This window comes from Kitasatospora sp. NPDC051164, assembly GCF_044455625.1.
Classification (GTDB): Bacteria; Actinomycetota; Actinomycetes; order Streptomycetales; family Streptomycetaceae; genus Kitasatospora.
In genome coordinates this window covers 73068-95835 of sequence record NZ_JBITFB010000020.1, presented here as the reverse complement: position 1 = coordinate 95835, position 22768 = coordinate 73068, and the positions used below count along the sequence as shown (strand labels likewise).

The 22768-nt window shown below is 74.4% G+C and carries 20 protein-coding genes and 1 pseudogene; 10 read left to right on the top strand and 11 right to left on the bottom strand.

All coding sequences use genetic code 11. The features are described from left to right. Window positions 1-159: 159 nt before the first annotated feature. Window positions 160-1263 carry a mechanosensitive ion channel family protein gene (locus tag ACIBEC_RS28235; RefSeq protein WP_360497481.1) on the top strand — a complete coding sequence of 368 codons (1104 nt, stop codon included), beginning with the start codon at window positions 160-162 and terminating at the stop codon, window positions 1261-1263. A gap of 37 nt (window positions 1264-1300) precedes the next feature. Here the strand turns inward: ACIBEC_RS28235 and ACIBEC_RS28230 are convergent, their stop codons facing one another. Then, window positions 1301-1924: a TetR/AcrR family transcriptional regulator gene (locus ACIBEC_RS28230; protein WP_360497478.1), complete on the bottom strand. Its 624-nt coding sequence runs from the start codon at window positions 1922-1924 to the stop codon at window positions 1301-1303. A gap of 132 nt (window positions 1925-2056) precedes the next feature. On the opposite strand from ACIBEC_RS28230, the gene ACIBEC_RS28225 reads away from it, so the two are divergent. Continuing rightward, the gene (locus ACIBEC_RS28225; RefSeq protein ID WP_360497475.1) at window positions 2057-4255 is read left to right on the top strand and encodes an MMPL family transporter; all 2199 of its coding nucleotides are present in this window, start codon (window positions 2057-2059) and stop codon (window positions 4253-4255) included. A 41-nt stretch (window positions 4256-4296) separates the two neighbouring features. Here the strand turns inward: ACIBEC_RS28225 and ACIBEC_RS28220 are convergent, their stop codons facing one another. After that, window positions 4297-4980 carry a hypothetical protein gene (locus tag ACIBEC_RS28220; RefSeq protein WP_360497473.1) on the bottom strand — a complete coding sequence of 228 codons (684 nt, stop codon included), beginning with the start codon at window positions 4978-4980 and terminating at the stop codon, window positions 4297-4299. A gap of 97 nt (window positions 4981-5077) precedes the next feature. On the opposite strand from ACIBEC_RS28220, the gene ACIBEC_RS28215 reads away from it, so the two are divergent. Further along, window positions 5078-6415 (top strand): M14 family zinc carboxypeptidase, encoded by a 1338-nt coding sequence (locus ACIBEC_RS28215; protein ID WP_360497470.1) that lies wholly within the window; start codon window positions 5078-5080, stop codon window positions 6413-6415. Between the two features lie 44 nt (window positions 6416-6459). Here ACIBEC_RS28215 and ACIBEC_RS28210 read toward each other — a convergent pair whose 3' ends face one another. Beyond that, entirely contained in the window at window positions 6460-7044 is a 585-nt protein-coding gene (locus ACIBEC_RS28210) for a TetR/AcrR family transcriptional regulator (RefSeq protein ID WP_360497467.1), read from the bottom strand. A 95-nt stretch (window positions 7045-7139) separates the two neighbouring features. On the opposite strand from ACIBEC_RS28210, the gene ACIBEC_RS28205 reads away from it, so the two are divergent. Then, window positions 7140-8030 (top strand): class I SAM-dependent methyltransferase, encoded by an 891-nt coding sequence (locus ACIBEC_RS28205; protein WP_360497464.1) that lies wholly within the window; start codon window positions 7140-7142, stop codon window positions 8028-8030. 23 nt (window positions 8031-8053) lie between these two features. Here ACIBEC_RS28205 and ACIBEC_RS28200 read toward each other — a convergent pair. The 5 genes and pseudogenes from ACIBEC_RS28200 to ACIBEC_RS28180 all read right to left on the bottom strand — a co-directional run. Further along, window positions 8054-8437, bottom strand: a pseudogene (locus ACIBEC_RS28200) (MMPL family transporter); the annotation flags it as partial. Window positions 8438-8450: 13 nt separating this feature from the next. Continuing rightward, window positions 8451-9686 (bottom strand): RNA-guided endonuclease TnpB family protein, encoded by a 1236-nt coding sequence (locus ACIBEC_RS28195; RefSeq protein WP_360497462.1) that lies wholly within the window; start codon window positions 9684-9686, stop codon window positions 8451-8453. 50 nt (window positions 9687-9736) lie between these two features. Next, on the bottom strand, window positions 9737-10249 hold the full coding sequence (locus ACIBEC_RS28190; RefSeq protein WP_360497459.1) for a hypothetical protein: 513 nt from the start codon (window positions 10247-10249) through the stop codon (window positions 9737-9739). 149 nt (window positions 10250-10398) lie between these two features. Beyond that, window positions 10399-12417 carry an NHL repeat-containing protein gene (locus tag ACIBEC_RS28185; RefSeq protein ID WP_360497456.1) on the bottom strand — a complete coding sequence of 673 codons (2019 nt, stop codon included), beginning with the start codon at window positions 12415-12417 and terminating at the stop codon, window positions 10399-10401. 175 nt (window positions 12418-12592) lie between these two features. Next, the gene (locus ACIBEC_RS28180; protein ID WP_360497453.1) at window positions 12593-13813 is read right to left on the bottom strand and encodes an MFS transporter; all 1221 of its coding nucleotides are present in this window, start codon (window positions 13811-13813) and stop codon (window positions 12593-12595) included. A 240-nt stretch (window positions 13814-14053) separates the two neighbouring features. Here ACIBEC_RS28180 and ACIBEC_RS28175 point away from each other — a divergent pair, with 240 nt between their 5' ends. Beyond that, window positions 14054-15151 carry a chemotaxis protein gene (locus ACIBEC_RS28175; RefSeq protein WP_360497450.1) on the top strand — a complete coding sequence of 366 codons (1098 nt, stop codon included), beginning with the start codon at window positions 14054-14056 and terminating at the stop codon, window positions 15149-15151. 107 nt (window positions 15152-15258) lie between these two features. Here the strand turns inward: ACIBEC_RS28175 and ACIBEC_RS28170 are convergent, their stop codons facing one another. Next, window positions 15259-15549 carry a hypothetical protein gene (locus ACIBEC_RS28170; protein ID WP_360497447.1) on the bottom strand — a complete coding sequence of 97 codons (291 nt, stop codon included), beginning with the start codon at window positions 15547-15549 and terminating at the stop codon, window positions 15259-15261. 503 nt (window positions 15550-16052) lie between these two features. Here ACIBEC_RS28170 and ACIBEC_RS28165 point away from each other — a divergent pair. The 3 genes from ACIBEC_RS28165 to ACIBEC_RS28155 all read left to right on the top strand — a co-directional run bounded on the left by ACIBEC_RS28165 (window position 16053) and on the right by ACIBEC_RS28155 (window position 18352). Then, window positions 16053-16865, top strand: coding sequence for a GNAT family N-acetyltransferase (locus tag ACIBEC_RS28165; protein ID WP_360497444.1), 813 nt, complete (start codon window positions 16053-16055; stop codon window positions 16863-16865). A 31-nt stretch (window positions 16866-16896) separates the two neighbouring features. Then, complete coding sequence (infA, locus tag ACIBEC_RS28160) at window positions 16897-17121, top strand: translation initiation factor IF-1 (RefSeq protein ID WP_360497441.1); 225 nt, start codon at window positions 16897-16899, stop codon at window positions 17119-17121. A gap of 178 nt (window positions 17122-17299) precedes the next feature. Then, window positions 17300-18352 (top strand): alpha/beta hydrolase, encoded by a 1053-nt coding sequence (locus ACIBEC_RS28155; protein ID WP_360497438.1) that lies wholly within the window; start codon window positions 17300-17302, stop codon window positions 18350-18352. Window positions 18353-18465: 113 nt separating this feature from the next. Here ACIBEC_RS28155 and ACIBEC_RS28150 read toward each other — a convergent pair whose 3' ends face one another. Further along, complete coding sequence (locus ACIBEC_RS28150) at window positions 18466-19137, bottom strand: TetR/AcrR family transcriptional regulator (protein ID WP_360497435.1); 672 nt, start codon at window positions 19135-19137, stop codon at window positions 18466-18468. Between the two features lie 278 nt (window positions 19138-19415). On the opposite strand from ACIBEC_RS28150, the gene ACIBEC_RS28145 reads away from it, so the two are divergent. Beyond that, window positions 19416-19985 (top strand): NADPH-dependent FMN reductase, encoded by a 570-nt coding sequence (locus ACIBEC_RS28145; protein WP_360497432.1) that lies wholly within the window; start codon window positions 19416-19418, stop codon window positions 19983-19985. 245 nt (window positions 19986-20230) lie between these two features. Continuing rightward, on the top strand, window positions 20231-21223 hold the full coding sequence (locus ACIBEC_RS28140) for a DUF4232 domain-containing protein (protein ID WP_360497429.1): 993 nt from the start codon (window positions 20231-20233) through the stop codon (window positions 21221-21223). A gap of 185 nt (window positions 21224-21408) precedes the next feature. Here ACIBEC_RS28140 and ACIBEC_RS28135 read toward each other — a convergent pair whose 3' ends face one another. Further along, a complete protein-coding gene (locus tag ACIBEC_RS28135; protein ID WP_360497426.1) occupies window positions 21409-22443 on the bottom strand; it encodes a helix-turn-helix domain-containing protein in 1035 nt (344 codons plus the stop codon). Between the last annotated feature and the right edge of the window lie 325 nt (window positions 22444-22768).

The following is a 22768-nucleotide window of genomic DNA, read 5'->3' as shown; positions in this document are numbered from 1 at the left end:
CCATGCCGCGCCCGCGCCTGGGCCCGCCCGGGTTTGCCCCCTGTCGTCGCGCCGGCAGGAATGGTCGGGCCGCGCCGGGAAAAACGAGCAGGCGGCACCGGGCCGGGCGGCGTGGACCGCCCACCCGTCGGGGCCCGGGGCGGAAGGGAAGAACGGACGATGTGGTGGAGTCTGGTACGCCTGGCATTCGCGGGCGCCGCGGCGGTCCTCGCTGCGTACGGTCTGGACCGGATCGCGCAGTTCGCGGTACGGCGGCTGGCCGCCCGCGGGGGCACCACCGGCGTGCCGAAGCTGGTGCGCAGGTGCCGGCTGCCGATCCTGGCGCTGACGGCGTGCCTGCTCCTGCTCGCGGCCCTCCCGTGGGTCGCCGCGCCGGCCGCCGCCCGCGAGGGGCTGCGCCACCTGGCGGTGATCCTGGCCATCGCCGCCGGCGGGTGGCTGTGCGCCCGGGTGGTGGCGCTGCTCGTGGACAGCACCCTCAGGCTCGCCGTGCACCGCCGCGACCCGGCGTGGGCCGGCCGCGCCCGCACCCAGGCCGACCTGCTCGGCAGGATCGGCCAGGCGATCGTCGCCCTGGTGACGCTGGGCGCGGTCCTGATGACCTTTCCTGCGGTGCGTGGCATCGGCACGAGCCTGCTCGCCTCCGCCGGCCTGGTCGGCGTGGTGGCCGGTGTGGCGGCCCAGAGCACGCTGGCCAACGTCTTCGCCGGCGTCCAGCTGGCCTTCGGCGACCTCGCCCGGATCGGGGACGTGGTCGTGGTGGGCGGCGAATGGGGGACGGTGGAGGAGACCACCCTGACGGCCGTGGTGATCGAGACCTGGGACCAGCGGCGACTGGTGATGCCGATGTCCTACTTCGTCGGCCGCCCCTTCGAGAACTGGTCCCGCCGCTCCAGCCGGATCACCGGCACCGCGCTGCTCCACCTCGACCACCACGCCCCGGTCGCCCAGCTGCGGGAGGAGTTCGACGCGTTCCTGGCGAAGAACGAGCTGTGGGACGGCGAGGGCAGCGCCCTGCAGGTGGTCGACACCACCCCGACCACCATCGTGGTCAGGGTGCTGGCCACCGCCGCGAACGGCGCCGACGCGTTCGAACTGCGCTGCGAGCTGCGCGAGCACCTGGTCGGCTTCCTGCGCGACCACCACCCGTACGCCCTGCCCCGCCTGTCCGTGGCGCAGGCCCCCGGCCCGCGCCCGCAGGTCCCGGACCCCCGGGCCGCCGACGAGGCGCCCCGCCCTCCCCAGGGCCCGCCCCGGCCGTGACCGGCACCGGGCCGGGCGGCCCGGACGGGGCGGCGGTTCATCCCCGCGCGGGCGCCCCGGCGGCGGCGAGGAGCGCGTGCACGGTGGCGGCCATGGTGTGGCGCGCCTGTTCGACGTCCAGGCCGCAGCCGCGCCAGTGGTGCCAGGTGCTCCACGTGGTCACCGCGTCCAGGCCGTTGAGCAGGTCGGTGCGGGCGGGCTCGGGGAGCGGGTCGAGTTCCGCGGCGAAGACCTGGGTGAGGCGCAGGCGTGCGAAGTCCAGCATCTGCCGGACGGCCTCCTGGATCCGCGGGGAGGGGTTCTCCAGCCGCATGACGGCCAGTCTGGCCGGGGTGACGCCCTCCAGGATGCGGGCGCGCTGTTCGGTGAGGGCTGCCACGCGCAGCTCGCGCGGCCCCTCGGTGGGAAGCGGCCTGATCTGGGCCGCGAGCTGTTCCAGGCGCCGGTCGACGGCCACTTCGGCGAGCTCGGCCATGTCCGCGAAGTGGTGGAACACCAGGCGGCGCGAGACGCCTGCCCGTTCGGCCACCTTGTCGGCGGGGAAGTGGGCCTGGTTCTCGTCGAGCAGTGACAGCACGGCGTCGGCGATCTTCTCGCGGGTCTGCCGCCCGCGTTCCGTGCGCCCGTCGGGGACGGGCGCGGCGGCTTCGGACCGTTTCACGTGGGCTCCTCGCCCTCTCGTTGACATTTTTGCACCGAGAGTGCAAGTGTACGCATTGCACGAGGAGTGCAATAAGTTTGGCGGGGGTCGGTCGAGGCTGCCCGTCGCACGGGAAAGGGCTGTCCGCCGCCGATGTTCACCACTGTGGGGCGCTGGTGCGCCCGCAGACCCAAGCGGGTCCTCGCGGCCTGGCTGCTGCTGACGGCCGCCGCGCTCACCGCCCTCGCCACGTTCGGGCGCGTCACCAGCGAGGCCGTCTCCATCCCCGGCAGCGACAGCCAGGCCGCCAAGGACATCGCCGACCGCGCGTTCCCCGGCTCGGCCTCCGGCAAGCAGCCGGTCCTGCTCCACACCCCGGCCGACGCCGCCACCCTGACCGACTCCGGCGCGGCCGCCGCGGTGCGCAGCGCGGCCGCGGCCATCACGGCGGTGCCGCACGTGGTCGCCGTCACCACGCCCTACGACCCGGCCGCCGCGGGCAGCATCAGCGCCGACGGCCACACCGCCTACCTGTCGGTCGAACTCGACGTCTCCGGACGGGAGGTGACGCCCGCGACGACCGATGCCGTGCTCGCCGCGGCGGCCCCGGCCACCGCCGCCGGCATCGAGGTGACCCCGGGCGGCTACCTGGCCGCCGCGGTCGACAAGGGGAGCACCGGGCGCAGCGAGGCCATCGGCCTCGGCGCCGCCCTGGTGATCCTCACCCTCACCCTCGGCAGTCTCGTCGCCGCCGCGCTGCCGCTGCTCGCCGGCGTGATCGGCCTCGGCATCGCGCTGCCCGTCCTCGGCCTGGTCGGCCACCTGATGGACGTGCCCGAGGCGGGCGAGACCATCGCCGCCATGATCGGCCTGGGCGTCGGCATCGACTACACCCTCTTCGGCCTCACCCGCTTCCGGGACCTGCGCGCCGCCGGGGTCGGGATCGAGGACGCCGCCGTGCGCACCACCGCCGGGTCCGGCAAGTCCGTGGCCTTCGCCGGCAGCGCCGTCGTCGCCGCGCTCGCCGGACTGGCCCTGGGCGGACTGCCGCTGCTGTACGCCCTGGCGCTCGCCCCCGCGATCGCCGTGGTGACGGCGCTGGGCGTGAACCTCACGCTGCTGCCCGCGGTCCTCGTCCTGCTGGGCGGTCGGCTGACCCCCCGGCCCGCCGCCCCCGCCCCCGAGGGGCGCCCGCGCGGCTGGGGGCGGGTCGCCGCCCTGGTCGCGGCCCGGCCCTGGCCCCTGCTGCTGGCCGGCCTGGCCCTGCTCGGCGCCCTCGCCGTCCCGGCCGCCCGCCTGCACCTGGGCCAGCTGGACGCGGGCAGCAAGGCCGCGGGGAGCATGAGCCGCACCGCCTACGACCGGATGGCCGCGGCCTTCGGCCCGGGTGCGGGCGGCGTGCTCCAGGTCGTCGACGTGCTGCCCGCCCCGGCGGCCGGGGGAGCCGGCGACCCGCGGGCGGCGGCCGTGACCACCGCGCTGCGCGGGGCGGAGGGCGTGGCCGCCGTCAGCCCGCCCGCGCTCGCCGCCGACGGCCGCACCGTCCGCTGGCAGGTCACTCCGGCCACCGCCCCCTCCGACCCCGCCACCACCGCCCTCGTCCACCGGCTGCGTTCGGACGTGCTGCCCGCCGCCACCGGGAGCGGCCAGGTCCTCCACGTCGGCGGCACCCCCGCCGCCCAGGCGGACCTCAACGCGCGGATCGCGCAGCGCATGCCGTTGGTCGTCGGCTTCGTCCTGACCGTCGCGGGCCTGCTCCTGCTGCTGGCCTTCCGCTCGCCGGTCGTCGCGGCGAAGGCGGCCGTGATGAACCTGGTCTCGGTCGCCGCCGCCTACGGTGTGCTCACCGCCGTCTTCCAGCAGGGCCACGGTGCCCGGCTGATCGGCCTGGACGGCGCCGTGCCGATCCCCGGCTACGTGCCCCTGCTGATGTTCGCCGTGCTCTTCGGGCTGTCGATGGACTACGAGGTCTTCCTGCTCAGCGCCGTGCGGGAGGGCTACCTGCGGGAGCGGGACAACCGGCGCGCCGTGGTGGCCGGCCTCGCCGGCACCGGACGGATCATCAGCTCGGCCGCCCTGATCATGGTCGCCGTCTTCCTCGGCTACCTGCTCTCCGACGATCCGGTCGTCAAGATGTTCGGCATCGGCCTGGCGACCGCCGTCGCCCTGGACGCGACCGTCGTCCGCGGCCTGCTGGTCCCCTCCACCATGGTCCTGCTCGGCGACGGGAACTGGTGGCTGCCCCGATGGCTCGACCGCCTCCTGCCGCACGTCGACATCGAGGGCGACGGCCACCGGGAGCACCCCGCCGCACCGCACACCGTCCCCGCGGCGGCCGCAACCGGGGCGTGAGCCCCCCGCGCCCGCGCCCGCCGCCGGTCCCGCCTCGCTGCTCAGTCGGAGTCCGGCGCCTCCAGCGCGGCGTCGACGGCCTGCCCGGCGGCGGCCTGCTCGACGCGCCGGGCGAGCATCGTCGCCAGCTTCCGCAGCTTCGGCACGTCCGCCGAGTCCTCCAGCATGGCGCCCGCGAAGGTGGTGCCCACCCGCATCAGGATGACGTTGCGCGCGCTGCTGCCGTGCGTGCCGCTGAAGGCGACGGTCTCGTTGCCGATGGTCGGCACCGACAGCTTGGAGGCCGTCTTGCCGGCTTTCGTCTCGAACTCCTTCGCGGTCATCGCGAGGTAGGCGTCGGCCTGGTCCTTGGTGGCGAAGGTGGTGATCTTGAACGTGGCCGTGACGGGACCGTCCTCGAAGTCGGCGGTCCCGTCGAGCTTGCAGCCCGGGCAGTCCTTGTCGGTGCCGTCCTCGACGGAGACCCGGTTGTTGTGGACCTCCCAGCCGGGCATGGCCGCACGGCCCGGCAGGGTCTGCTTCAGCGCGACCTTGTCGGAGAGCACGGTCTGGAAGTCCGGCCACTTCTGCGCACCGGCGGCCAGTTCGCCGGAGACCGGGCCGGAGCCGCAGGCGGTCAGCGCGCCGCCCAGTACGACCGACGCGATGCCGATGCCCAACCCCCGTGCGGTGGTGCCGATGTGCGCGGCCATGCCGTACTCCCCGTCCCTGGCTTCCAAGATCATCGGATGATATGTCAGCTCAAGGGTCGTGCGGACAACTCCCGCCGCGCCCCCGTCCGTCGTACGCTCCGAGCCCGGGGAGACGACCACAGGGGGCCGGATGCTGACCGACACATCGACCGGCGCGGGCAAGGCGGTACTGCTCCACGACCGCTGTCCCACGCTCGCCGAACTCGCCGCCACCGCCCACCGGTTGGCCGCCCTGCGACCCGACCTCTGCCGGGTGCGCACCGTCGGCACCTCCCGGGCCGGCCGCCCGCTCACGCTCCTGTCGGTCGGCCGCGCCGAACGCAACGTCCTGGTCGTGGCGGGCGCGCACGCCGACGAGTTCGCCGGCCGCGCCAGCACCGTGGAACTCGCCCACCGGGTCCTCGCCCGCCCCGCCCTGCGCACCGCCGCGACCTGGAACTTCCTGCTCTGCCTCGACCCCGACGGAGCACACCTCGCACGCGGCGCCCTCACCGCCCGCACCCTGCCCGAGTACTTCGCCGGCTACTTCCGCCCCGCCGCCGAGGAACAGCCCGAATGGGCCCCGGCGGTCGGCGGCCGCCTCCCCGAGAGCCGGGCCCTGCTCGACCTGATCGACGAACTGCGGCCCACCCTCCAGTTCACCCTGCACAGCATGGACGTGGGCGGCACCTTCATCCAGGCCACCTGCGACCCGGCCGACCTCGCCGCCCCGTTCGCCACCTCCGCCGCCGCCCTCGGCATCCCGGTCGAGACCGGCACCTACGACACCTTCTGGCTGCGCGAGTCCGGCCCCGGCGTCTTCCTGATGGAGCCCCACCACATCGACCGCCAGGAGAGCAGCACCGGCATGCTGACACCGCACCGCGCCGAGAGGGCCGGCGACACCGGCGGCGTCCGGGCCTCCACCTGGTTCGCCCCGCAGCGCCACGGCGGCGAGACCGTCATCGTCGAAGTACCCGCCTGGACCAGCGACCGCCTCGGCGACACCCGCCCGGCCGACGACGCCCCCGAGCGCCTGACCGCCAGTGCCGACCGGCTGCGCACCCGCACCGCCCTGCTCGCCGACCTGCTGGACGCCGCCCTGCCCCACCTGCCCGACCGGGACACCGCCCTGCTCCGGGCCGTCCGCAGCCCGCTGACCGCCTCCCGGCAGCTCGCCGACGAATGGGACCCGCGGGCCCTCGGCCGGCGCCTGCTGGGCCCGGGGCTGATGACCCGGGCGAAACTGGCCGGCATCGACCTGTGGGCGCACCGCATCCCGGTGCGCGCCGCCGCCCTGCTGCGGCGCGTCGTCGACCCGGCCGGGGCCCGCCTGGCCCCCGACACCGCCCGCCTCGACGCTCTCCTACAGGACTGGTGCGCCCGCTACCAGCGGCGCTTCCGGCCCGCCTGGCTGCCGGTGGCCCGCCAGGCCGAGCACCAGGCCAACATCGTCCAGGCCGCCGTGGAGCTGCACCTGACGGCCTGACCGGCCCGGCCGTCCCGGGCGGGAGGGCGGGCCGGGCCGTCGGGTCAGGCCTCGGTGACCAGCGCGTCGACCAGCCGCCGCACCAGCTGCGCGCCGTCGGCCGACCGGTCCCCGTGCATCAGCAGGTGGTGGACCGTGCCCACGAGGGCGAGCGCGAGCATCGCGCAGTCGGCGTCGGCGCGGACCCGGCCCAGGCGCTGCTCGGCCTCCAGGTAGCGGACGATCGCGCCCTCGACCGCGTCCGGCCCGGGCGCGCCGGCCTCCCAGGCCAGCCGCACCCGCTGCGTGGCGCCCTGCCGGGCGAGCGCGGCCGCCGCGATCACCGGCCCGGTGGTGCCGAGCAGGACGAGCGCGGCGCCGGTCAGGTTCTCCCGCACCTCCCCGCTGCCCGCCCGCCCGGGCAGCGGGGCGACCTCGGCGGCGATCCGCTCGAAGCGGTCCAGGACGAGCTGGGCCATGAAGTCGTCCAGGTCGGCGAAGTGGTTGTACAGCAGCCCCTTCGCGCAGTCGGCCTCCTCGGTGACGGACCGGTTGGTCAGCCCGGCCGGCCCCTCGCGGGCGAGCACGCGCTCGGCCGCCGCGAACAGCCGTTCCCGCACGTCGGGGATCGCTACGCCGCGTGGTGACATCCAGGTCCTCCGGAACGGGTCTTGCACAGTATGGGCGAGTGCCCATACCTTGCTATGGGCGATCGCCCATACTAGTGTCCGACAGGAGCGAACCCATGCGCACACCCGTCAACACCGCCCAGTCCCACGCCTGGAACGGCGACGAAGGCCAGCACTGGAGCGACCACCACGACCGCTGGGACGCCGTCAACGAAGGCTTCGACCCGCTGCTCCTGGCCGCCGCCGCGATCACCCCCGCCGACCGCGTCCTCGACATCGGCTGCGGCGCCGGCCACACCACCCGCCGCGCCGCCCGAGCCGCCACCCACGGCTCCGTCCTCGGCCTCGACCTCTCCGCCCCGATGCTGGCCCGCGCCCGCGCCCTGACCGCCGACCAGGACCCGGACCACACCCCCTCCGGCCGGATCGCCTTCGAACAGGGCGACGCCCAGATCCACCCCCTGCCCACCGCCGCCTTCGACGTCGCGATCAGCCGCTTCGGGATCATGTTCTTCGAAGACCCCGTCGCCGCCTTCGCCAACATCGCCCGCGCCCTGCGCCCCGGCGGCCGCCTCGCCTTCGTCTGCGTGGCCGACCCCGCCCGCACCGAATGGGTCCGGGTCCTCGACGAGACGCGCGCCGCCCTCCCGCTCCCGAAGCAGCAGGACGCCCCGCCCGCCGGCCCCGGCATGTTCTCCCTCGCCGACCCCGCCGAGATCCACCGCGTCCTCGGCGCCGCCGCCCTCACCGACATCCGCACCGAACCCGCCGAGGCCCACGGACACTTCGGCCGCGACACCGCCGACGCCGCCGACCACCTCCTCGGCTCCGGCCCCGCCCGCGACCTGGCCGAACAACTCGACCGGACCCACCCGGGCGACACCGACACCCCCACCGGCACCGACCGCCTCCGCGCCGCCCTCACCACCGCCCTCGCCCCCTACGAACGACCCGACGGCGTACGGCTGCGCACCGCCGCCTGGCTGGTCACCGCCACCCGCCCCTGACCGCCCCGGGCGCCCTACGCCTGCTCGCCCTCGCCCTCGGTGTCGATGTGCGGCAGGATCCGGTCCAGGAAACGCGGCGTCCACCAGGCCGCCGCGCCCAGCAGGGTCATCACCGCCGGGACCAGCAGCAGCCGCACGATCGTGGCGTCCACCAGCACGCTCACGGACAGGCCCAGCCCCATCATCTTGATCACGATGTTGTCGCTGACGATGAACGCCGCGAACACGCTGACCATGATCAGCGCGGCGCAGGAGATCACCCGGGCCGTGATCTCCAACGCGTGCGCCACCGCGTCCTGGCTGCGCCCGGTGCGCAGCCAGGCCTCGTGCACCCGCGAGAGCAGGAAGATCTCGTAGTCCATGCTCAGCCCGAAGACGATCGCGAACATCATCATCGGCACTTGACTTCCGCTCCCCCGGCTAGAGTCGGGGGATTCCTGCCACGGTCGTCTGACCGTCTCGGTGGGTTCCTGCTTCTTCGCGCTGTGCCGGGACAGGTCCCGGTCTTACCTGCGCTCGACAGGCTGTCACCGCCAGTCCGGCGGCCTTGGCTGTGTTGACGGCGGCGTTGATGTCCCGGTCGAGCCATACGCCGCATGCCCGGCACTGCCAGACACGGACGCCCAGGGGCTTGGGGCCGTCCTGGACGCCGCAGTTCGAGCAGACCTGCGAGGTCGGTTCGAAACGGCCGATGCGGATGAAGGTGCGCCCGTACCGGGTGGCCTTGTACTCCAGCATCGTGACGAACGCCGACCATCCGGCGTCGTGGACGGACTTGGCGAGCCTGGTCCGGGCGAGTCCGTTGACTGCCAGGTCCTCAACGGCAACCGCTTGGTTCTCGCGGATGATCTTCGTTGAGAGCTGGTGGTGGAAATCGCGCCGGGCGTCGGCCACCCGTGCGTGCGCGCGGGCGACCTTGGCACGAGCCTTGTCCCGGTTCTTGCTGCCCTTCTCCTTACGGGAGAGATCCCGCTGTGCCTTCTTGAGGCGCTTCTCGGCCCGGCGTAGGAAACGGGGGCTGTCGATCTTCCGGCCGTCCGAGAGGACGGCGAAGTGGGTCAGGCCGAGGTCGATCCCGATGCGCCCGTCTGTCTCAAGCATGCGCCCGAGGTCGGAGGCCGGATCGGTCTCGATTACGAAGGACGCGAAGTACCGGCCCGCGCTGTCCCTGACCACAGTCACCGTGGACGGCACCGACGGCAGTGCGCGGGACCACTTCACCCGCACATCGCCGATCTTCGGCAAGGACAGGTCACCGCCCGGCGTGATCTTCCACCGGGCGTTCGCGGTGAACCGGACCGACTGACGCGTGTCCCGCTTGGACTTGAAGCGGGGCGCGCCGGGCTTCGGGCCCTCGCGGGTGCCTTTGAGGCCGGCGAAGAAGTTGGAGTACGCGGTCTCCAGGTCCCGGAGGGACTGTTGCAGGACGACCGCCGACACCCCGCCGAGCCATGCGCGCTCGGGGGTCCTCTTCGCTTCGGTGATCAGCAGCTTCGACAGGTCGCCGATCGTCGGGTATGGCAACCCGTCCGCACGGGCTGTCTCACGAGCCCGAAGGGCGTCGTTGAACACCACCCGCGCGCACCCGAACGCCCTTGCCAGCGCAGCACGCTGAGGCCCGTTCGGGTACAAGCGGAAGCTGTACCGAAGCTGCACGACAATCACTGTACTAACTACAGTTCATTTATGGCCGGGTATCAGAACATTCACAGGGGATGGAGAACAGCGGGATCGATAGCACCCCCAGCACGACCAGCCCGGCCACCAGGTAGGGCCAGGGGTTCGCCTCCACCCCGCCCGTCGGCGGCCAGCGGACCGCCCGGCGCCACCGGCTGCCCCGGCGGCGGCAGCGGGCTCTGCACCGAGATCACGTGCGGCAGCTGCTGCAGCGAGGCGAGGGCCTGGGCGATCTGCGGCTGGAAGCCGGTCAGCTGCGCGGCGTCGTGCAGCACCACCTGGGAGCTGGTGCCCGCGGCGGCCGGCTCGTGCGCCTGCAGGACGTCGCGGCCCTGCTGCGCCTGGGTGCCGGGCAGCGAGAAGTCGTCCGAGTAGGTGCCGCCGACCGTCTTGTTGGCGGCCTGGATGCCGGCCAGGGCGACGATCCACAGGACGATGACGATCAGTGAGTGGCGCGCGCACCACTCGCCCAGGCGGCGCAGCGCCGCCCGCCTGGTCGGGCGCTCGGCGGCCGAGGGGACGGGGCGGGCGGACAGCGGCATGGACGGCTCCCGGGTCTGCTGCGCGCTGGTGCGCCGGATCGGCGCAGTGTTCCCGGCGGGGCCGGACCGCCCCCGGGTACCGGCGGGTAGTCGTCCCGTCGGCCCCGGCGCGGTCGCCGGGGCCGACGGTCAGGGGCTGTCAGGGGCTGTCAGGGCCGGGCGGGGCCGCCGAGCAGGGGCGTGGTGACGGGGGCGGCGGCGCCGATCAGGACGACCAGTTCGTGGCCGCCGGGGTTGGTCCGGACGGGGACGGTGCGCCAGTTGTTGGCCAGCCAGACGTTGCCCGAGGGGTCGATCTGCAGGCCGGTGTTGCGCTCCAGCCCGTCGCTCGGGTAGCCGGTGTCGGGCGGGGAGAGGGGCTGTCCGGTGCGGTAGCCGGGCGGGCAGGCGGTGAGGTCGGTGCCGCACAGGCGGGCGACGCGGTGGCCGCCGAAGTTGGCGACCCAGACGGTGTCGTCCCCGTCGACGGCGACGCCCCAGGGCAGGAACAGTCCGCCGCCCGTGAAGGGTTCGGGGGCCGGGGTGCCGTCGGGCCCGATCAGGGTGACCGAGGCGCCCGGGCGCGGGCCGGCCTCGGCGGCGACGGCGTCGGCGAAGTCGTCCGCGGTGGTGTCCGCGCAGGGGACCGGCAGGATGCCGCTGTTGCTGACCCAGGCGTAGCCCTTGCTGTCGGTGGCGACGGCGAGCGGGCGGCGCAGGCCGCCGCCGGTGACGGTCCGCTCCGGGGTGCCGTCGGGGGCCAGGACCTGGACGCTGTCGTTGCCGTTGCCGCTGACCCACAGCCGCCCGGCGGGGTCGACGGCGGCGCCGAAGGGCTTGCTCAGCGCGGGGGTGGGCACCTCCCGGGCGCGGGTGGCGTCACCGTCCGGGATCCGGGTCACGCTGTCGCCGCCGCAGTTGGCGACCCAGACGGTGCCGGCCCGGTCGGCGGCCATGCCCTGCGGCTGGGCGATGCCGCCGGTGCGCCATCCTTCGGGCGGGGAGAGCGGGGCGCCGTCGGGGGCGAACTGGGAGACGCTGCGCTCCAGCGGGGTCGGGTCGACGGGGCAGCCGCGGCCCTGGAAGCCGAAGTTGCCGACCCAGGCGCTGCCCCTGGCGTCGACGGTGATGCCGAAGCCGGCGCCGTACAGGCCGCCGCCGCGGTGGGGCGCGCCGGGGGCGTCCCGGCCGGTGGGGGTGAACGTGAGGACGGTGCGGCCGCCGCAGACCGGGACGGCGGGGTCGGCGCCGTAGCGGTAGTTGTTGGTGACCCAGGCGTTGCCGTCGGCGTCGAAGGCGAGGTTGCCGGGGCCGTCGAGCTCGTGGCCGTTGCCGTCGTAGCGCAGGGCGAGGGTCCAGGCGTCGGGGGCGGCGGGCAGGGCGGGCCGGTAGCGGGGGGTGGTGTCGGCGAGGGCGAAGAGGGCGGCGGCGTTGTGGCCGGGGTCGTGGGCGATGTCCACGGCGGCCCGCAGGGTGTCGCGCGGCCGGTCGTGGCCGGGACGGCGGGCCAGGTCGAACAGCTGCTCGCAGGCGTCGCCGGTGACGCACGCGGCGAGCAGGTTGGCCAGGGTGTTGAACTCGGCCATGGTCGAGGTGAGGGCGCCGTTGGGCGCGGTGGCGAGGGGGGCGGCGATGTCGCCGGTGCCGGTGTCGGCCAGATTGTGGGCGACGGCGGCGGCGTTCGGCAGCCCGGGGCGGGGGCCGGAGACGCCGGCCGGGCCGGTGAAGCGGGCCAGGGCGTAGGCGACGGCGACGGTGGTGCGCTCGTTGACGACGAGTTCGGGTGGGGCGTCGGCCCCGCTGAGCACGGCGGCGAGCACGGCCGGCCCGTCCTGCGGCGCCCCCTCCAGCGCGGCCCCGTCCTGCGCGGTGCGTTCCCCCGGGTGCCCGAGGCCGGCGAGCACGTACAGCACGGCGCGCGGGTCGTGCGGGCGGCGGTAGTCGAGGGTGAAGCGCCCGTCCTCGGCGCTGCGGGTGCGGGCCAGCACCCGTGGCGCGGCGCCCTCGCCGTCCCCGGCCTGGTAGAGCGTCACCTCGGCGCCGCCGAGCGGGGTGTCGCCGCTGCGGACCACCCCGCACTGGTCGACGGTCTCCCACCCGGCGGGGGCGGCGGCCGCCGCGTGGGAGGGTCCGGCGGCGAGCTGGGCCAGGAGGGCGGCGGTCAGCAGGACGCCGCGGCGTCGGCGCATGGGGGCTCCGTTCGGTCGCAGGGAAACGGCGGCCCGTGCGCCCGTCACGGGCGGGGCCGCCGCCCTCCTGCCTGCCACATCCGGGGGCCGCCCGCGCGCGACCGGCCGCGGGACGCGGCGGAAATTGCCCGGTACGGGTGAGGCGGCGGCGCGGGCGGCCCCGGTGGACGGGGCGTCAGCCGAGCTGCGCCGGTGCGGCGCCGGCGAAGGAGCGGTCCTGCTCGGGGGCGGCGGCCGTGGCGGCGCGGGCCTGGTCGCGGCGTTCCAGGGCGGCGGACCAGAGGGCGAGGACGAGCGCGGCGGCGGCGAGGGCGGCGCCGACCCAGTTCGGGGCGGTGTAGCCGAGGCCGGCGGTGATGACGATCCCGCCGAGCCAGGCGGCCAGCGCGTTGCCGAGGTTGAACGCCCCGATGTTGACGGCCGAGGCCAGGGTGGGCGCGCCGTGGGCCTGGTCCAGCACCCGCTTCTGCAGCGGGGGGACGGTGGCGAAGCCGAGGGCGCCGACGAGCAGGAGGGTGACGGCGGCGAGGATCCTGCTGTGCGCGGTCAGGGTGAACAGCGCCAGGACGACGGCCAGGCCGCCGAGGGCGGTGTACAGCATCGGCATCAGCCGGCGGTCGGCGAACCTGCCGCCGAGCAGGTTGCCGAGGAACATGCCGACGCCGAGCAGCACCAGCAGCCAGGTGACCGCGCCGTCGGAGTAGCCGGCGACCTGGGTCATCATCGGGGCGATGTAGGTGATCGCGGCGAAGACCCCGCCGAAGCCGAGCACGGTCATCGCCATCGCGAGCAGCACCTGCGGGTTGCGGAAGGCGGTCAGCTCGCGGCGCAGGTGGGCGCCCTCGGGGCGCGGCATCGCGGGCACCAGCCTGGCGATGCCGAGCAGGCCGACCACGCCGAGCGCGGCGACGACGCCGAAGGTGGTGCGCCAGCCGACGGCCTGGCCGATGAAGGTGCCCAGCGGCACGCCGACGATGTTGGCGACGGTCAGCCCGGTGAACATGGTGGCGATGGCGCCGGCCTTCTTCTCGGGGGCGACCAGGTCGGCGGCGACGACGGAGCCGATGCCGAAGAAGGCGCCGTGGGCCAGCGAGGTCACGATGCGGCCGGCCAGCATCAGCGGGAAGCTCGGCGCGAACGCGGAGAGCAGGTTGCCGACCACGAACAGGCCCATCAGCAGCATCAGCATCGTCTTGCGGTTGATCCTGGTACCGAGGGCGGTCATCAGCGGCGCGCCGATGACGACGCCGAGGGCGTAGCCGGTGACCAGCAGGCCCGCGTGGGGGATGGAGACGCCGTAGTCGCCGGCGATCCGGGGCAGCAGGCCCATGATCACGAACTCGGTGGTCCCGATCCCGAATGCGCCGATGGCCAGGGCGAGGAGAGCGAGAGGCAAAGGCCCGAACCCTTCTGTGATTGCTTGAGTGGGCGGCTAGCGTGCTTCGACAATAGTTGCACACGCGCAATAAGTGCAATCGCGAGTAGGGTGCACGCGCCGTGACCGTCCGGCCAGTGGTCCAGACCACTGGCGCGCGCCGTAAAAGCCGCACATCGGTACATTGAGGGCGATCGGGAGCAGCGCCAGGCTTCGCGCGTCCACGCACAGAAGGCCGAACCGCCTTCGGAAAGGGTCTCCATGCACCCCGCCCTCAGCCCCGCCGTCCTCGCCGAGCTGCGCCGGCCCCGGCCCTACCCGGCGGTGTCGATCCTGATGCCCACCCACCGCCGGGAACCGGACAAGACGCAGGACCCGGTCCGGCTGCGCAACCTGCTGGCCGAAGCGAAGGAGAAGGTCCAGGCCGACCCCGCGGTCTCCCGCGCCGAGCGGATCGACGTCCTGGAGCAGCTCGACCGGGCCCTGAGCGAAGTCGACCTGGTGCACGCCGAGGACGGCCTGGCGATCCTCGCCGCGCCCGGCGAGCACCGGATCTGGTCACTCGGGCGCACCGCCCCCGCCCGGGTGGTCCTGTCCGACACCTTCCTCACCCGCAACCTGGTCGCCGCGCACGCCGCCGAACGCCCCCACTGGGTGGTCGCGATCGCCGCCGACCGGGTGGCGCTGTGGGGCGGCACCCAGGAGCGGGTCGCCGAGGAGACCGGCAACGGCTTCCCGCTGGTGCGCGTCCACGACAACCCCGACCCCGAACGGCAGGAGCAGATCGGCGACACGCCCAGCACCTTCCGCGACGAGGAGACCAAGACCTTCCTGCGCCAGGCCGACGTCGGGATCGGCAAACTGCTCGCCGCCTACGCCCGCCCGCTGTACGTGGTCGGCGAGGCCGCCGCGCTCGCCCTGCTGGACACCGTCGGCCCCATCGCCCAGCAGGCCACCGCGCAGATCCCGCACGGCGGCCTCGCCCAGGCCGACGCCGAGACCGTCCGCCGGGTGGTCGAGCCCGCCGTGCGCGCCCGCGCCGAGCGCGAGGTCGCCGACGCCCTCGCCCTGCTCGACAAGGCCCGCGGCCGCCAGGGCTTCGCCGCCGGCCTGGACGAGGTCTGGCGGGCCGCCGGCGAGGGCCGGATCGACCTGCTGGTGGTCGAGGAGAACTACCGCGCCACCGTCCGCGACGACGGCGAGCACCTCGTCCCCGCCGAGGCCGGCCAGGCCGGCGTCCGCGAGGACATCGTCGACGAGGTCATCGAGCGCGGCCTCGACACCGGCGCCCGGGTCAGCTTCGTCCCCGACGGCACCCTCGCCGACAGCGACCGGATCGCCGCCGCCCTGCGCTACTGACCCGCCTTCCGCGCGTCGGGCCCCACGCGCGTGCCTGGCCCGACGGGCTTGCCGGTCCCAACCGGCTTGCCGGGGGAGCGGATGCGCGACACCGGCGGCGGGGTCGGCTACCCGGCGGCCGCTGCGGCGGGGACCTGAGGGGCCGGGACCCGGGAGGCCGCGCCGCCGTCGGGGCCGGCCGGCTCCAGGGCCACGTCGAGCACGTCGACCATCCTGCGCAGCTTCTGCTGGACCCGTACGGCCTCGCGCCGCGGCACACGGACGACCGCCCGGGCCGAGGCCGGCGCCACGGTGCTGAAGGCGAGGTCCAGGACCCGGTGGTTGTTGAGCGTGGAGGCGAGCCGTGCGAGCGTCCCGGCGGTGGGGCGCAGCGTGACGGTGAGCCGGGCGTGTTCCATGGCGGCGGTCCTGTCGGTGGATGGGACGGGCGGGCCGGAAAGCAGAAAGACCCCTCGCGGAGTGCGAGAGGTCTGCGTGCGGGCGGTGGGCCGGGGGAGGGTCACTCCTCCCGGCGCGGTGCCGGCACGCTGCCGCTGGTAATCAGCTGCTGCTGCATGCCCCGCATGCTGGCAGAAACCCGCCGGGGTGGGACAAGGCGTCTCACCCTGCGGGACGTTGGCCGCGGTGACCCGGCGGCGCAAGGCCCGCGGCCCGGACGTGGCACCCGGTCGGCGTCCCCGCGCGGGCCGCCGTACCGCCGCCGCACCGCCGCCGCCCGTAAACCGGTTGGCCGGGCACACCGCCGACTGCTACGGTCTGCGCAGCCGTGAGAAAAACGCGAGGAGGTGTCACCCATGAAGGCTGTATCCGTGTGGGTGCTCCCCCTTTCCGCCACGGCGGGCGATTGACACAGGTGTCGCCCGGGAGCGCCTCAGACCAGGCACTCCCGAAGGGCAACACCATGAACACTTCGCACCCCACCCCCGACACCCCCGCCACCGACGACCACGCGCTCGCGGTCACGCGGATCTCGGACACCCAGTGGCACGCCGTGGAGGACGACCGCGTGGTCGGCCACGGCGACGCCTCACGCCGGCCGGACGGCCGGCTCTTCGTCAGCGTCGACGCATGGCAGGGCGCGGTCTTCGACCGCATCGCCGCCGCGATGTCGGCCGACCTGCCGGAACCGCTGCACACCGTCACCGACGGGGCCGACCACGACACCACGGCCGCCTGGCAGCGGGCCGGCTTCACGACCGTACGCCGCGAGTGGTGCTACCTCCTGCCCACCGACCCGCAGGCCACCGGGCTCGGCCCGGTCCGGCCCCCGGCGGGCGTGACGATCGTGCCCGCCGGCGAGGCGCAGGAGGATCCGCTGCGCGCCCTGGACCGCGTCATCCACGAGGAGGTCGAGGCCGGCATCGGCTGGCCGGCGATGCCGGCCCAGGTGCTGCCCCGGCCGGCGTGCAGCACCGTGGTCGACCCCGCCAAGTACGCGGTGGCACGGCAGGACGGCCGCTACGTCGGGCTGCTCCGGATCGCGCCGCTGCGCCGGCCGCGGATCGGGCTGCTCGCCGTCCGCGCCGACCACCAGCGCCGCGGCATCGCCCGGGCGCTGCTGGCCCACGCACTGGAATCGCTGCACCGCGACGGCGTCACCTCGGCCTGGGCCGAGGTGACGGAGTCCAACACGGCCGCCACCGCCCTCTTCGAGGGCATCGGCGCCCGCCGCGCCGGCAGCACCCTCGAACTCGCCCGCCACCGAAGCCATTGACACCCCAACACCGAACGGAGAGGTGAGAGCCATGAGCAAGACCGCAGACGGCATCGAAGTCGAAGGCACCGTCACCGAGTGCCTGCGCAACGCCACCTTCAGGGTAGAACTGCCCAACGGGCACATCGTGCTCGCCCACATCAGCGGCAAGGTCCGCAAGAACCACATCAAGATCCTCCCGCACGACCGGGTCCTCGTGGAGCTCAGCCCCTACGACCTCACCCGCGGCCGCATCCGCTACCGCTACCGGTCATAGCCGGTGGCTGCGGCCGGCGGCTCAGGTCGGTGACCGCGGCCGGTGACGGTGGCGTCGGTCGGTGACTGAGAGTCAAGTGACTGATGTGCTTGACCGTTTCGCGGGCCACAGTGGGTGGTGCCGGCCGCCGGTCCGCGGTGGCATCGGCTGACGCCACCGCGCGACGGAGGAAACGAGCATGATCGACAGGCGCACCTTCACCAAGGCCGTCGGGCTGGGGGCGGGCGCGAGCGCCCTGTCCCTGGCCGCCCTGTCCCAGGTCGCGGAGGCCGCACCGGCGGCCCCCGTACTGGAGGCCGTGCCGGGCGGCGCCGCCGCCGGGCGGACCGGGTTCGCCCGGCTGGCGCAGGTCCGCGCCGGAGTGCTGGACATCGGCTACGCCGAGGACGGCCCGGCGGACGGCCCCGTGGTCATCTGCCTGCACGGCTGGCCGTACGACATCCACAGCTACGTCGACGTCGCCCCGCTGCTCGCCGCGCAGGGCTACCGCGTCATCGTCCCCTACCTGCGCGGGCACGGCTCGACGCGGTTCCTGTCCGCCCGTACGCCGCGCAACGCGCAGCAGGCGGCGGTCGCGCTGGACATCGTCGCCCTGATGGACGCGCTGGGGATCGGCCGGGCGGTGCTGGCCGGTTTCGACTGGGGCTCGCGCACCGCCGACATCATCGCCGCGCTGTGGCCCGAGCGGGTCAAGGCGCTGGTGTCGGTCAGCGGGTACCTGATCACCGACGTGGAGAAGCAGAAGGAGCCGCTGGCGGCCGCCGCCGAGCACACCTGGTGGTACCAGTTCTACTTCGCCACCGAGCGCGGGCGCCAGGCCATGGAGGACCGGGACAAGCGGCGCGACCTGTGCCGCCTCGTCTGGGAGAGCGTCTCCCCGACCTGGGCCTTCGACGACGCCGTCTTCGCCCGCACCGCCGCCGCCTTCGACAACCCCGACTACCCGGCGATCGTCATCCACAACTACCGCTGGCGCCTGGGCTTGGCCGACGGCGAGCACCGCTACGACCGCGTGGAGCAGCGGCTCGCCGCGCGGCCGCGCATCGCCGTCCCCACCGTCACCCTCGACCCCGGGCGGGACCCCTTCACCGCCCCCGGCGACGGCTCCGGCTACCGCCCGTACTTCACCGGCCCCTACCTGCACCGCACCCTCGCGGACGTCGGCCACAACCTGCCCCAGGAGGCGCCCGACGCCTTCGCCCGGGCCGTCCTGGACGCCGACCGCCTCTGAGTGGCCGTGACGCCGACCGTCTCTGACACCGACCGCCTGTGACACCGACCGCCTGTGACACCGACCGCCTGTGACGCCGGCCGCCTGTGACGCGTCGCCGGGCGGCCGCCGGGTCAGCGCTTCGCGTACTCGGCCAGGAACAGGTCGACGCCGGAGCTGATCGTCCGCCACGTCTCCGCCTCGTCCGGCCCGGCCCCGGGGCTGAAGGTGTGCACCAGCTGCAGCACGCCCACCGTGCAGGCCACCAGTTGCTGCACCGCGAGCTTCGGGTCCGGGACGGCGAGCAGGCCGCGCCGGTCCAGTTCGGTGAGGGCCTCGACCAGCGGGGCGTTGTTCATCTCGTAGCTGACCTGGTACCAGAGCCGGCCCAGCTGCGGGAAGCGGTCGATCTCGCCGATCACCAGGCGGCGCAGGGACATGATGTCGGGGCGCAGCACGATGCGGGCCCAGTCGTGGGTGAGCGTGATCAGTGCGGAGCGCAGGTCGGCGGCTTCGGCGATGGTGGAGTTGTGGGGCTTGAGGCCCTCGTAGGTGGTGGGCAGGAAGCCGCCGATCACCGCGAGGAAGAGCCGTTCCTTGTTGCCGAAGTGCTTGTAGATGGTGGCCTTGGAGACACCGGAGCGTGCGGTGATGGCGTCCATCGAGGCGGCGGAGTAGCCCTCCTTGAGGAACTCGGCCAGGGCGGCGTCGATGATCGCCCGTCGGCGCCGCTGGGCGGCGTCGGCGGGGCCCGGGATGATCGGCAGGCCGAACTCGTCGGTGGGCCCTGCGGTGTCGGCGGCCATCGGGTGCTCCTCGGAGGGGTCTGCGGAGGGCGGGGGAAACGGTACTGATCAGTATAAGAACTGAACTGTCCGGTACAAGTCCATGCGCGCGCCGCGCCGCCCGGACTGAACCATACGATTCAGTTCACCGCAAAAGACTGAACCGTCTGGTTGACGCACTGAACTGAACCGTTTAGATTTCTCGGCGTCGGGACGACGACGAGCGGCAGCCGCCCACCAGCGAACGCCGACGAGTTCGGCCTGCCGGTCACACCCGTACCCATCGCAAGGAGCACGTCATGAGCGCGTCCAAGGTCTTCGCCATCTCCGGCTCGCTGCGCGCCGACTCGCACAACACCCAGCTGCTGCGCGCCGCCCGCACGTTCAACCCGGCCGGCATGGAGATCGAGATCTACGACGGCCTGCGCGAGATCCCGCCGTACGACTACGACCTCGACCACCCCGGCAAGCGCCCGGCCGTCGTCGAGGAGCTGCGCCGCAAGGTCACCGAGGCCGACGGCCTGCTCATCGCCACCCCGGAGTTCAACTACTCCATCCCCGGCGTCCTGAAGAACGCCCTGGACTGGCTGAGCACCGACTGGACCAAGACCGAGGGCCTGCCGCTGCACCGCAAGCCCACCGCGATCATGGGCGCCGCGCCGACCAACTTCGGCTCGGTCCGCGCCCAGCTCGCGCTCCGTCAGGTCTTCGTCTGGACCGACAGCGACGTGGTGGTCAAGCCCGAGCTGGTCGCCTTCCGCTCCCACGAGCGCTTCGACGACCAGGGCGAGCTGACCGACGAGGTCACCATCGGCATCCTCAAGGACCTGCTCATCGCCCTCCAGGGCAAGATCGACGCCCGCTCCTGACGCCTGACGCCTGACGCCCGACGCCTGACGCCCGACGGCCCCGGCCCCGGCCCCCCGGAACACTCCTGGGGGGAGCCGGGGCCGCCCGTGTGTGAACTGCCCTGCCAGACACGTGGGCTGATGAACCGTTTGATACGGCCGGTCGCCGCGCCGCACACCCGGCACCCCGGACCATTGCCGACCTGTTGCAGGGGGAGTGGCCCGGCTCACAGCCGTTCGAGGGCGAAGCGTGATCGACTCGGCCGATGCGCGAGTCCGAGAAGCCCACCCCGCCGCCGTCGGCCCGTCGGCCCGCCGCGGCCGTCACCCTCGCCGTGGCCGCCGCCGCCCTGCTCACCGCCTGCGGCCCCCGGACGACCGGAGCGAGCGGCGCGGCCGGGGCGTTCGCCACCCCGGCGGCCTCCGCCGGCGCCGCACCCTGCGGGGCGCCGCTGCCCGCGCCCGCCGGCGGCGCCCAAGCGCCGTCCGGACTCGCGCGGGACGGCGTGCGGATCACCGCCGCGAGCCCGGCCTGCGCCGAGTACGAGGTGACCAACCCGAACGGTGAACCGTCCGACGTCACCGTGGTGTTCAACCGGCTCTCGGCCGCCGGAGCCGCCCTGGACACCATGACCCACACCGTCGCCGCGCTCGCCCCCGGAGCCACCGAGAAGAGGCGGATCGACCTGTCCGGCCCGGGCCCGGCCCTGCCGGGCGCAGCCGCTTCCCAGGTGAAGATCGTCAAGGTCCGCAGCGTGCCCAGCGCCGAAGCCCCGCAGCCCGCCGGCCCCTGCCCGGCCTCCGGCCTGCGCCTGTACGCGGACGAGGGCGACGCCGCGATGGGCCTGCGCGTCGCTGGCCTGCACCTGCGCAACTGCGGCACCGCCACACTGGCCCTCGACGGCTACCCCACGCTGCAACTGCTCGACCCCGAGCACCACCCCGTCGACGGGGTCCGGCTGCTCTCCGGCGGCGCCGAGATCGCCACCGGCACCGGCGCCGACAACCCGCCGCAGAAGATCGCGCTGCGCCCGGGCGAGGGCGCCCGCGCCACCCTGGTGTGGCGCAACACCACCGGGGACGGCGCCCCGGTGAACGTCCCCTACGTCCGGGTCCGCGCCACCCCGGACGCGGCCCCCGTGATGGTCACCCCGGAACTCGACCTGGGCACCACCGGCCGCCTCGGCGTCGGCGCCTGGGCCAGGGAGGACGCCGGAGCGAAGCCGCCCGCCACCCGGCCGCCGGCCCAGGGCGGCTGACCCCGCCCCCCAGCCCCCCGGCACGGCGCACCACGGCACAGCCCGGCACAGCACAGCACGGCACGACCGGCGGCCCGGCACGCTCCCCCGTGGCGTGCCGGGCCGCCGGTTCGTCTCCTCGTGGAGGATGCCAGGGCGCGGCCCGGCCGAGTTGGCACTGCGTCGACAGTCCCTTGGCGCTGCGTCTACTCTCCGGCGCCTCCGCCGCCGGTGTGCTCGGACAGCGCCTGGCGGCGGTGCTCGCCGGGCGGGAGTCCGTACGCGGCCCGGAAAGCGCGGCTGAAGTCGGAGGCGCGGGGGATGCCCCAGCGGGCGGCGAGGGCGTGGACGGGCACGGCGCGCAGGGCCGGGTCCGTCAGGTCGCGGCGGGCCTTGTCCAGCCGCTGGCGGCGGATCCAGGCGGCGACCGTCTCGCCCTGCGACTGCTGGGTGAAGAGGCGGTGCAGGTAGCTGACGGAGATGTGGTGCGCGGCGGCGATCACGGGCGGGGACAGCTCGGGGTCGTGCAGGTTGCGCAGGATGAACGTCCGTACGCTCTCCAGCAGGGCCCGCTGCCGGGTGTCGTCCGGCACGGCCGCCTCGGCGTCGAGTTCCCGGGCCAGCCAGGCGGCCACCAGGTCGACCACGACCGTGCCCAGCCGGGGCGCCTCGGCCGGTCCCAGGGCGGCGGCCTGCCGGTCCAGGCCGACGATGAACTCGGTGAGCAGCGCGCTGGTGCCCTCCCGTCCGGAGAACGCCCGCCCCATCAGGGCGCGCAGGCGGTGGGGCGGCAGCGGCAGCGCGGACACGGGGAAGTCGACGCCCACCGCTTCGACCCGGCGGGGGCCCCGGTCGACGGCGCGTGCGCCGAGGCCCCGCACGTCGTACGGCTGCGAGCTGTCGAGCACGTACAGCTCGCCCGGGCCGAACACGGCCGTCCGGTCGCGGTCGCCGTGCGTCAGCGACAGGCCCCCGTCGAGGACCATGGTCAGGTGGTACACCCCGGGGTCCGAGCGCCGCACCCTGCCGGCGGTGCGCCGGAACCGCGCGGGCGGGAACGACGATCTGAGGAGGGTCACCGGCCCCAGCTCCAGGCGCCGCATCTCCGCCGTGAAGTCGTCGGCATGAGCGCTGGTCATCTCGCTGTCCCGGGTCCGTCCGATCAGCTCCCGCCAGCAGTCGAACCGTTCCTTCGCGGGCACGTCCTCGCCCCGGAACACACTCGCCGTCCTCGCGCTCACGCTCCCGTTCCCTCCTCCGTGCTCGTCCTGCGGCCCGCCGACGAGGCCTGCCGCTGACGGCGCCAGGCCCTGCGGCGACTTGCCAGAGCGTAAGGGGACGGTGACGGTACGACGAGTGCGGGGGTGGCGGTCGGAAGGTGGGCGGGTAGCACGCCCGCTTTCAGCGGGAGGGGTTCGTTCGATCCGAGCCCGGCGCTCCCATCAGTAGGGGCGGAAGTCGCATGCGACTTCCGCCCCAAAATCCTTCCAGCACCCCCCCGGGCCGGCCCGCGGCCCCGGGCCCCAGCCCCGCCGCACCCCCCAGACGAAGTGCACCAACACACCC

What these genes read in the sequence shown, in the direction of transcription:
- ACIBEC_RS28190 (WP_360497459.1), bottom strand. Translation starts at nt 10,249, where the DNA reads ATGCCGCTGTCCGCCCGCCCCGTCCCCTCGGCCGCCGAGCGCCCGACC.
- ACIBEC_RS28170 (WP_360497447.1), bottom strand. Translation starts at nt 15,549, where the DNA reads ATGGAACACGCCCGGCTCACCGTCACGCTGCGCCCCACCGCCGGGACG.
- ACIBEC_RS28175 (WP_360497450.1), top strand. Translation starts at nt 14,054, where the DNA reads ATGCACCCCGCCCTCAGCCCCGCCGTCCTCGCCGAGCTGCGCCGGCCC.
- ACIBEC_RS28225 (WP_360497475.1), top strand. Translation starts at nt 2,057, where the DNA reads ATGTTCACCACTGTGGGGCGCTGGTGCGCCCGCAGACCCAAGCGGGTC.
- ACIBEC_RS28220 (WP_360497473.1), bottom strand. Translation starts at nt 4,980, where the DNA reads ATGATCTTGGAAGCCAGGGACGGGGAGTACGGCATGGCCGCGCACATC.
- ACIBEC_RS28210 (WP_360497467.1), bottom strand. Translation starts at nt 7,044, where the DNA reads ATGTCACCACGCGGCGTAGCGATCCCCGACGTGCGGGAACGGCTGTTC.
- ACIBEC_RS28205 (WP_360497464.1), top strand. Translation starts at nt 7,140, where the DNA reads ATGCGCACACCCGTCAACACCGCCCAGTCCCACGCCTGGAACGGCGAC.
- ACIBEC_RS28185 (WP_360497456.1), bottom strand. Translation starts at nt 12,417, where the DNA reads ATGCGCCGACGCCGCGGCGTCCTGCTGACCGCCGCCCTCCTGGCCCAG.
- ACIBEC_RS28140 (WP_360497429.1), top strand. Translation starts at nt 20,231, where the DNA reads ATGCGCGAGTCCGAGAAGCCCACCCCGCCGCCGTCGGCCCGTCGGCCC.
- infA (WP_360497441.1), top strand. Translation starts at nt 16,897, where the DNA reads ATGAGCAAGACCGCAGACGGCATCGAAGTCGAAGGCACCGTCACCGAG.
- ACIBEC_RS28165 (WP_360497444.1), top strand. Translation starts at nt 16,053, where the DNA reads ATGAACACTTCGCACCCCACCCCCGACACCCCCGCCACCGACGACCAC.
- ACIBEC_RS28155 (WP_360497438.1), top strand. Translation starts at nt 17,300, where the DNA reads ATGATCGACAGGCGCACCTTCACCAAGGCCGTCGGGCTGGGGGCGGGC.
- ACIBEC_RS28145 (WP_360497432.1), top strand. Translation starts at nt 19,416, where the DNA reads ATGAGCGCGTCCAAGGTCTTCGCCATCTCCGGCTCGCTGCGCGCCGAC.
- ACIBEC_RS28150 (WP_360497435.1), bottom strand. Translation starts at nt 19,137, where the DNA reads ATGGCCGCCGACACCGCAGGGCCCACCGACGAGTTCGGCCTGCCGATC.
- ACIBEC_RS28235 (WP_360497481.1), top strand. Translation starts at nt 160, where the DNA reads ATGTGGTGGAGTCTGGTACGCCTGGCATTCGCGGGCGCCGCGGCGGTC.
- ACIBEC_RS28215 (WP_360497470.1), top strand. Translation starts at nt 5,078, where the DNA reads ATGCTGACCGACACATCGACCGGCGCGGGCAAGGCGGTACTGCTCCAC.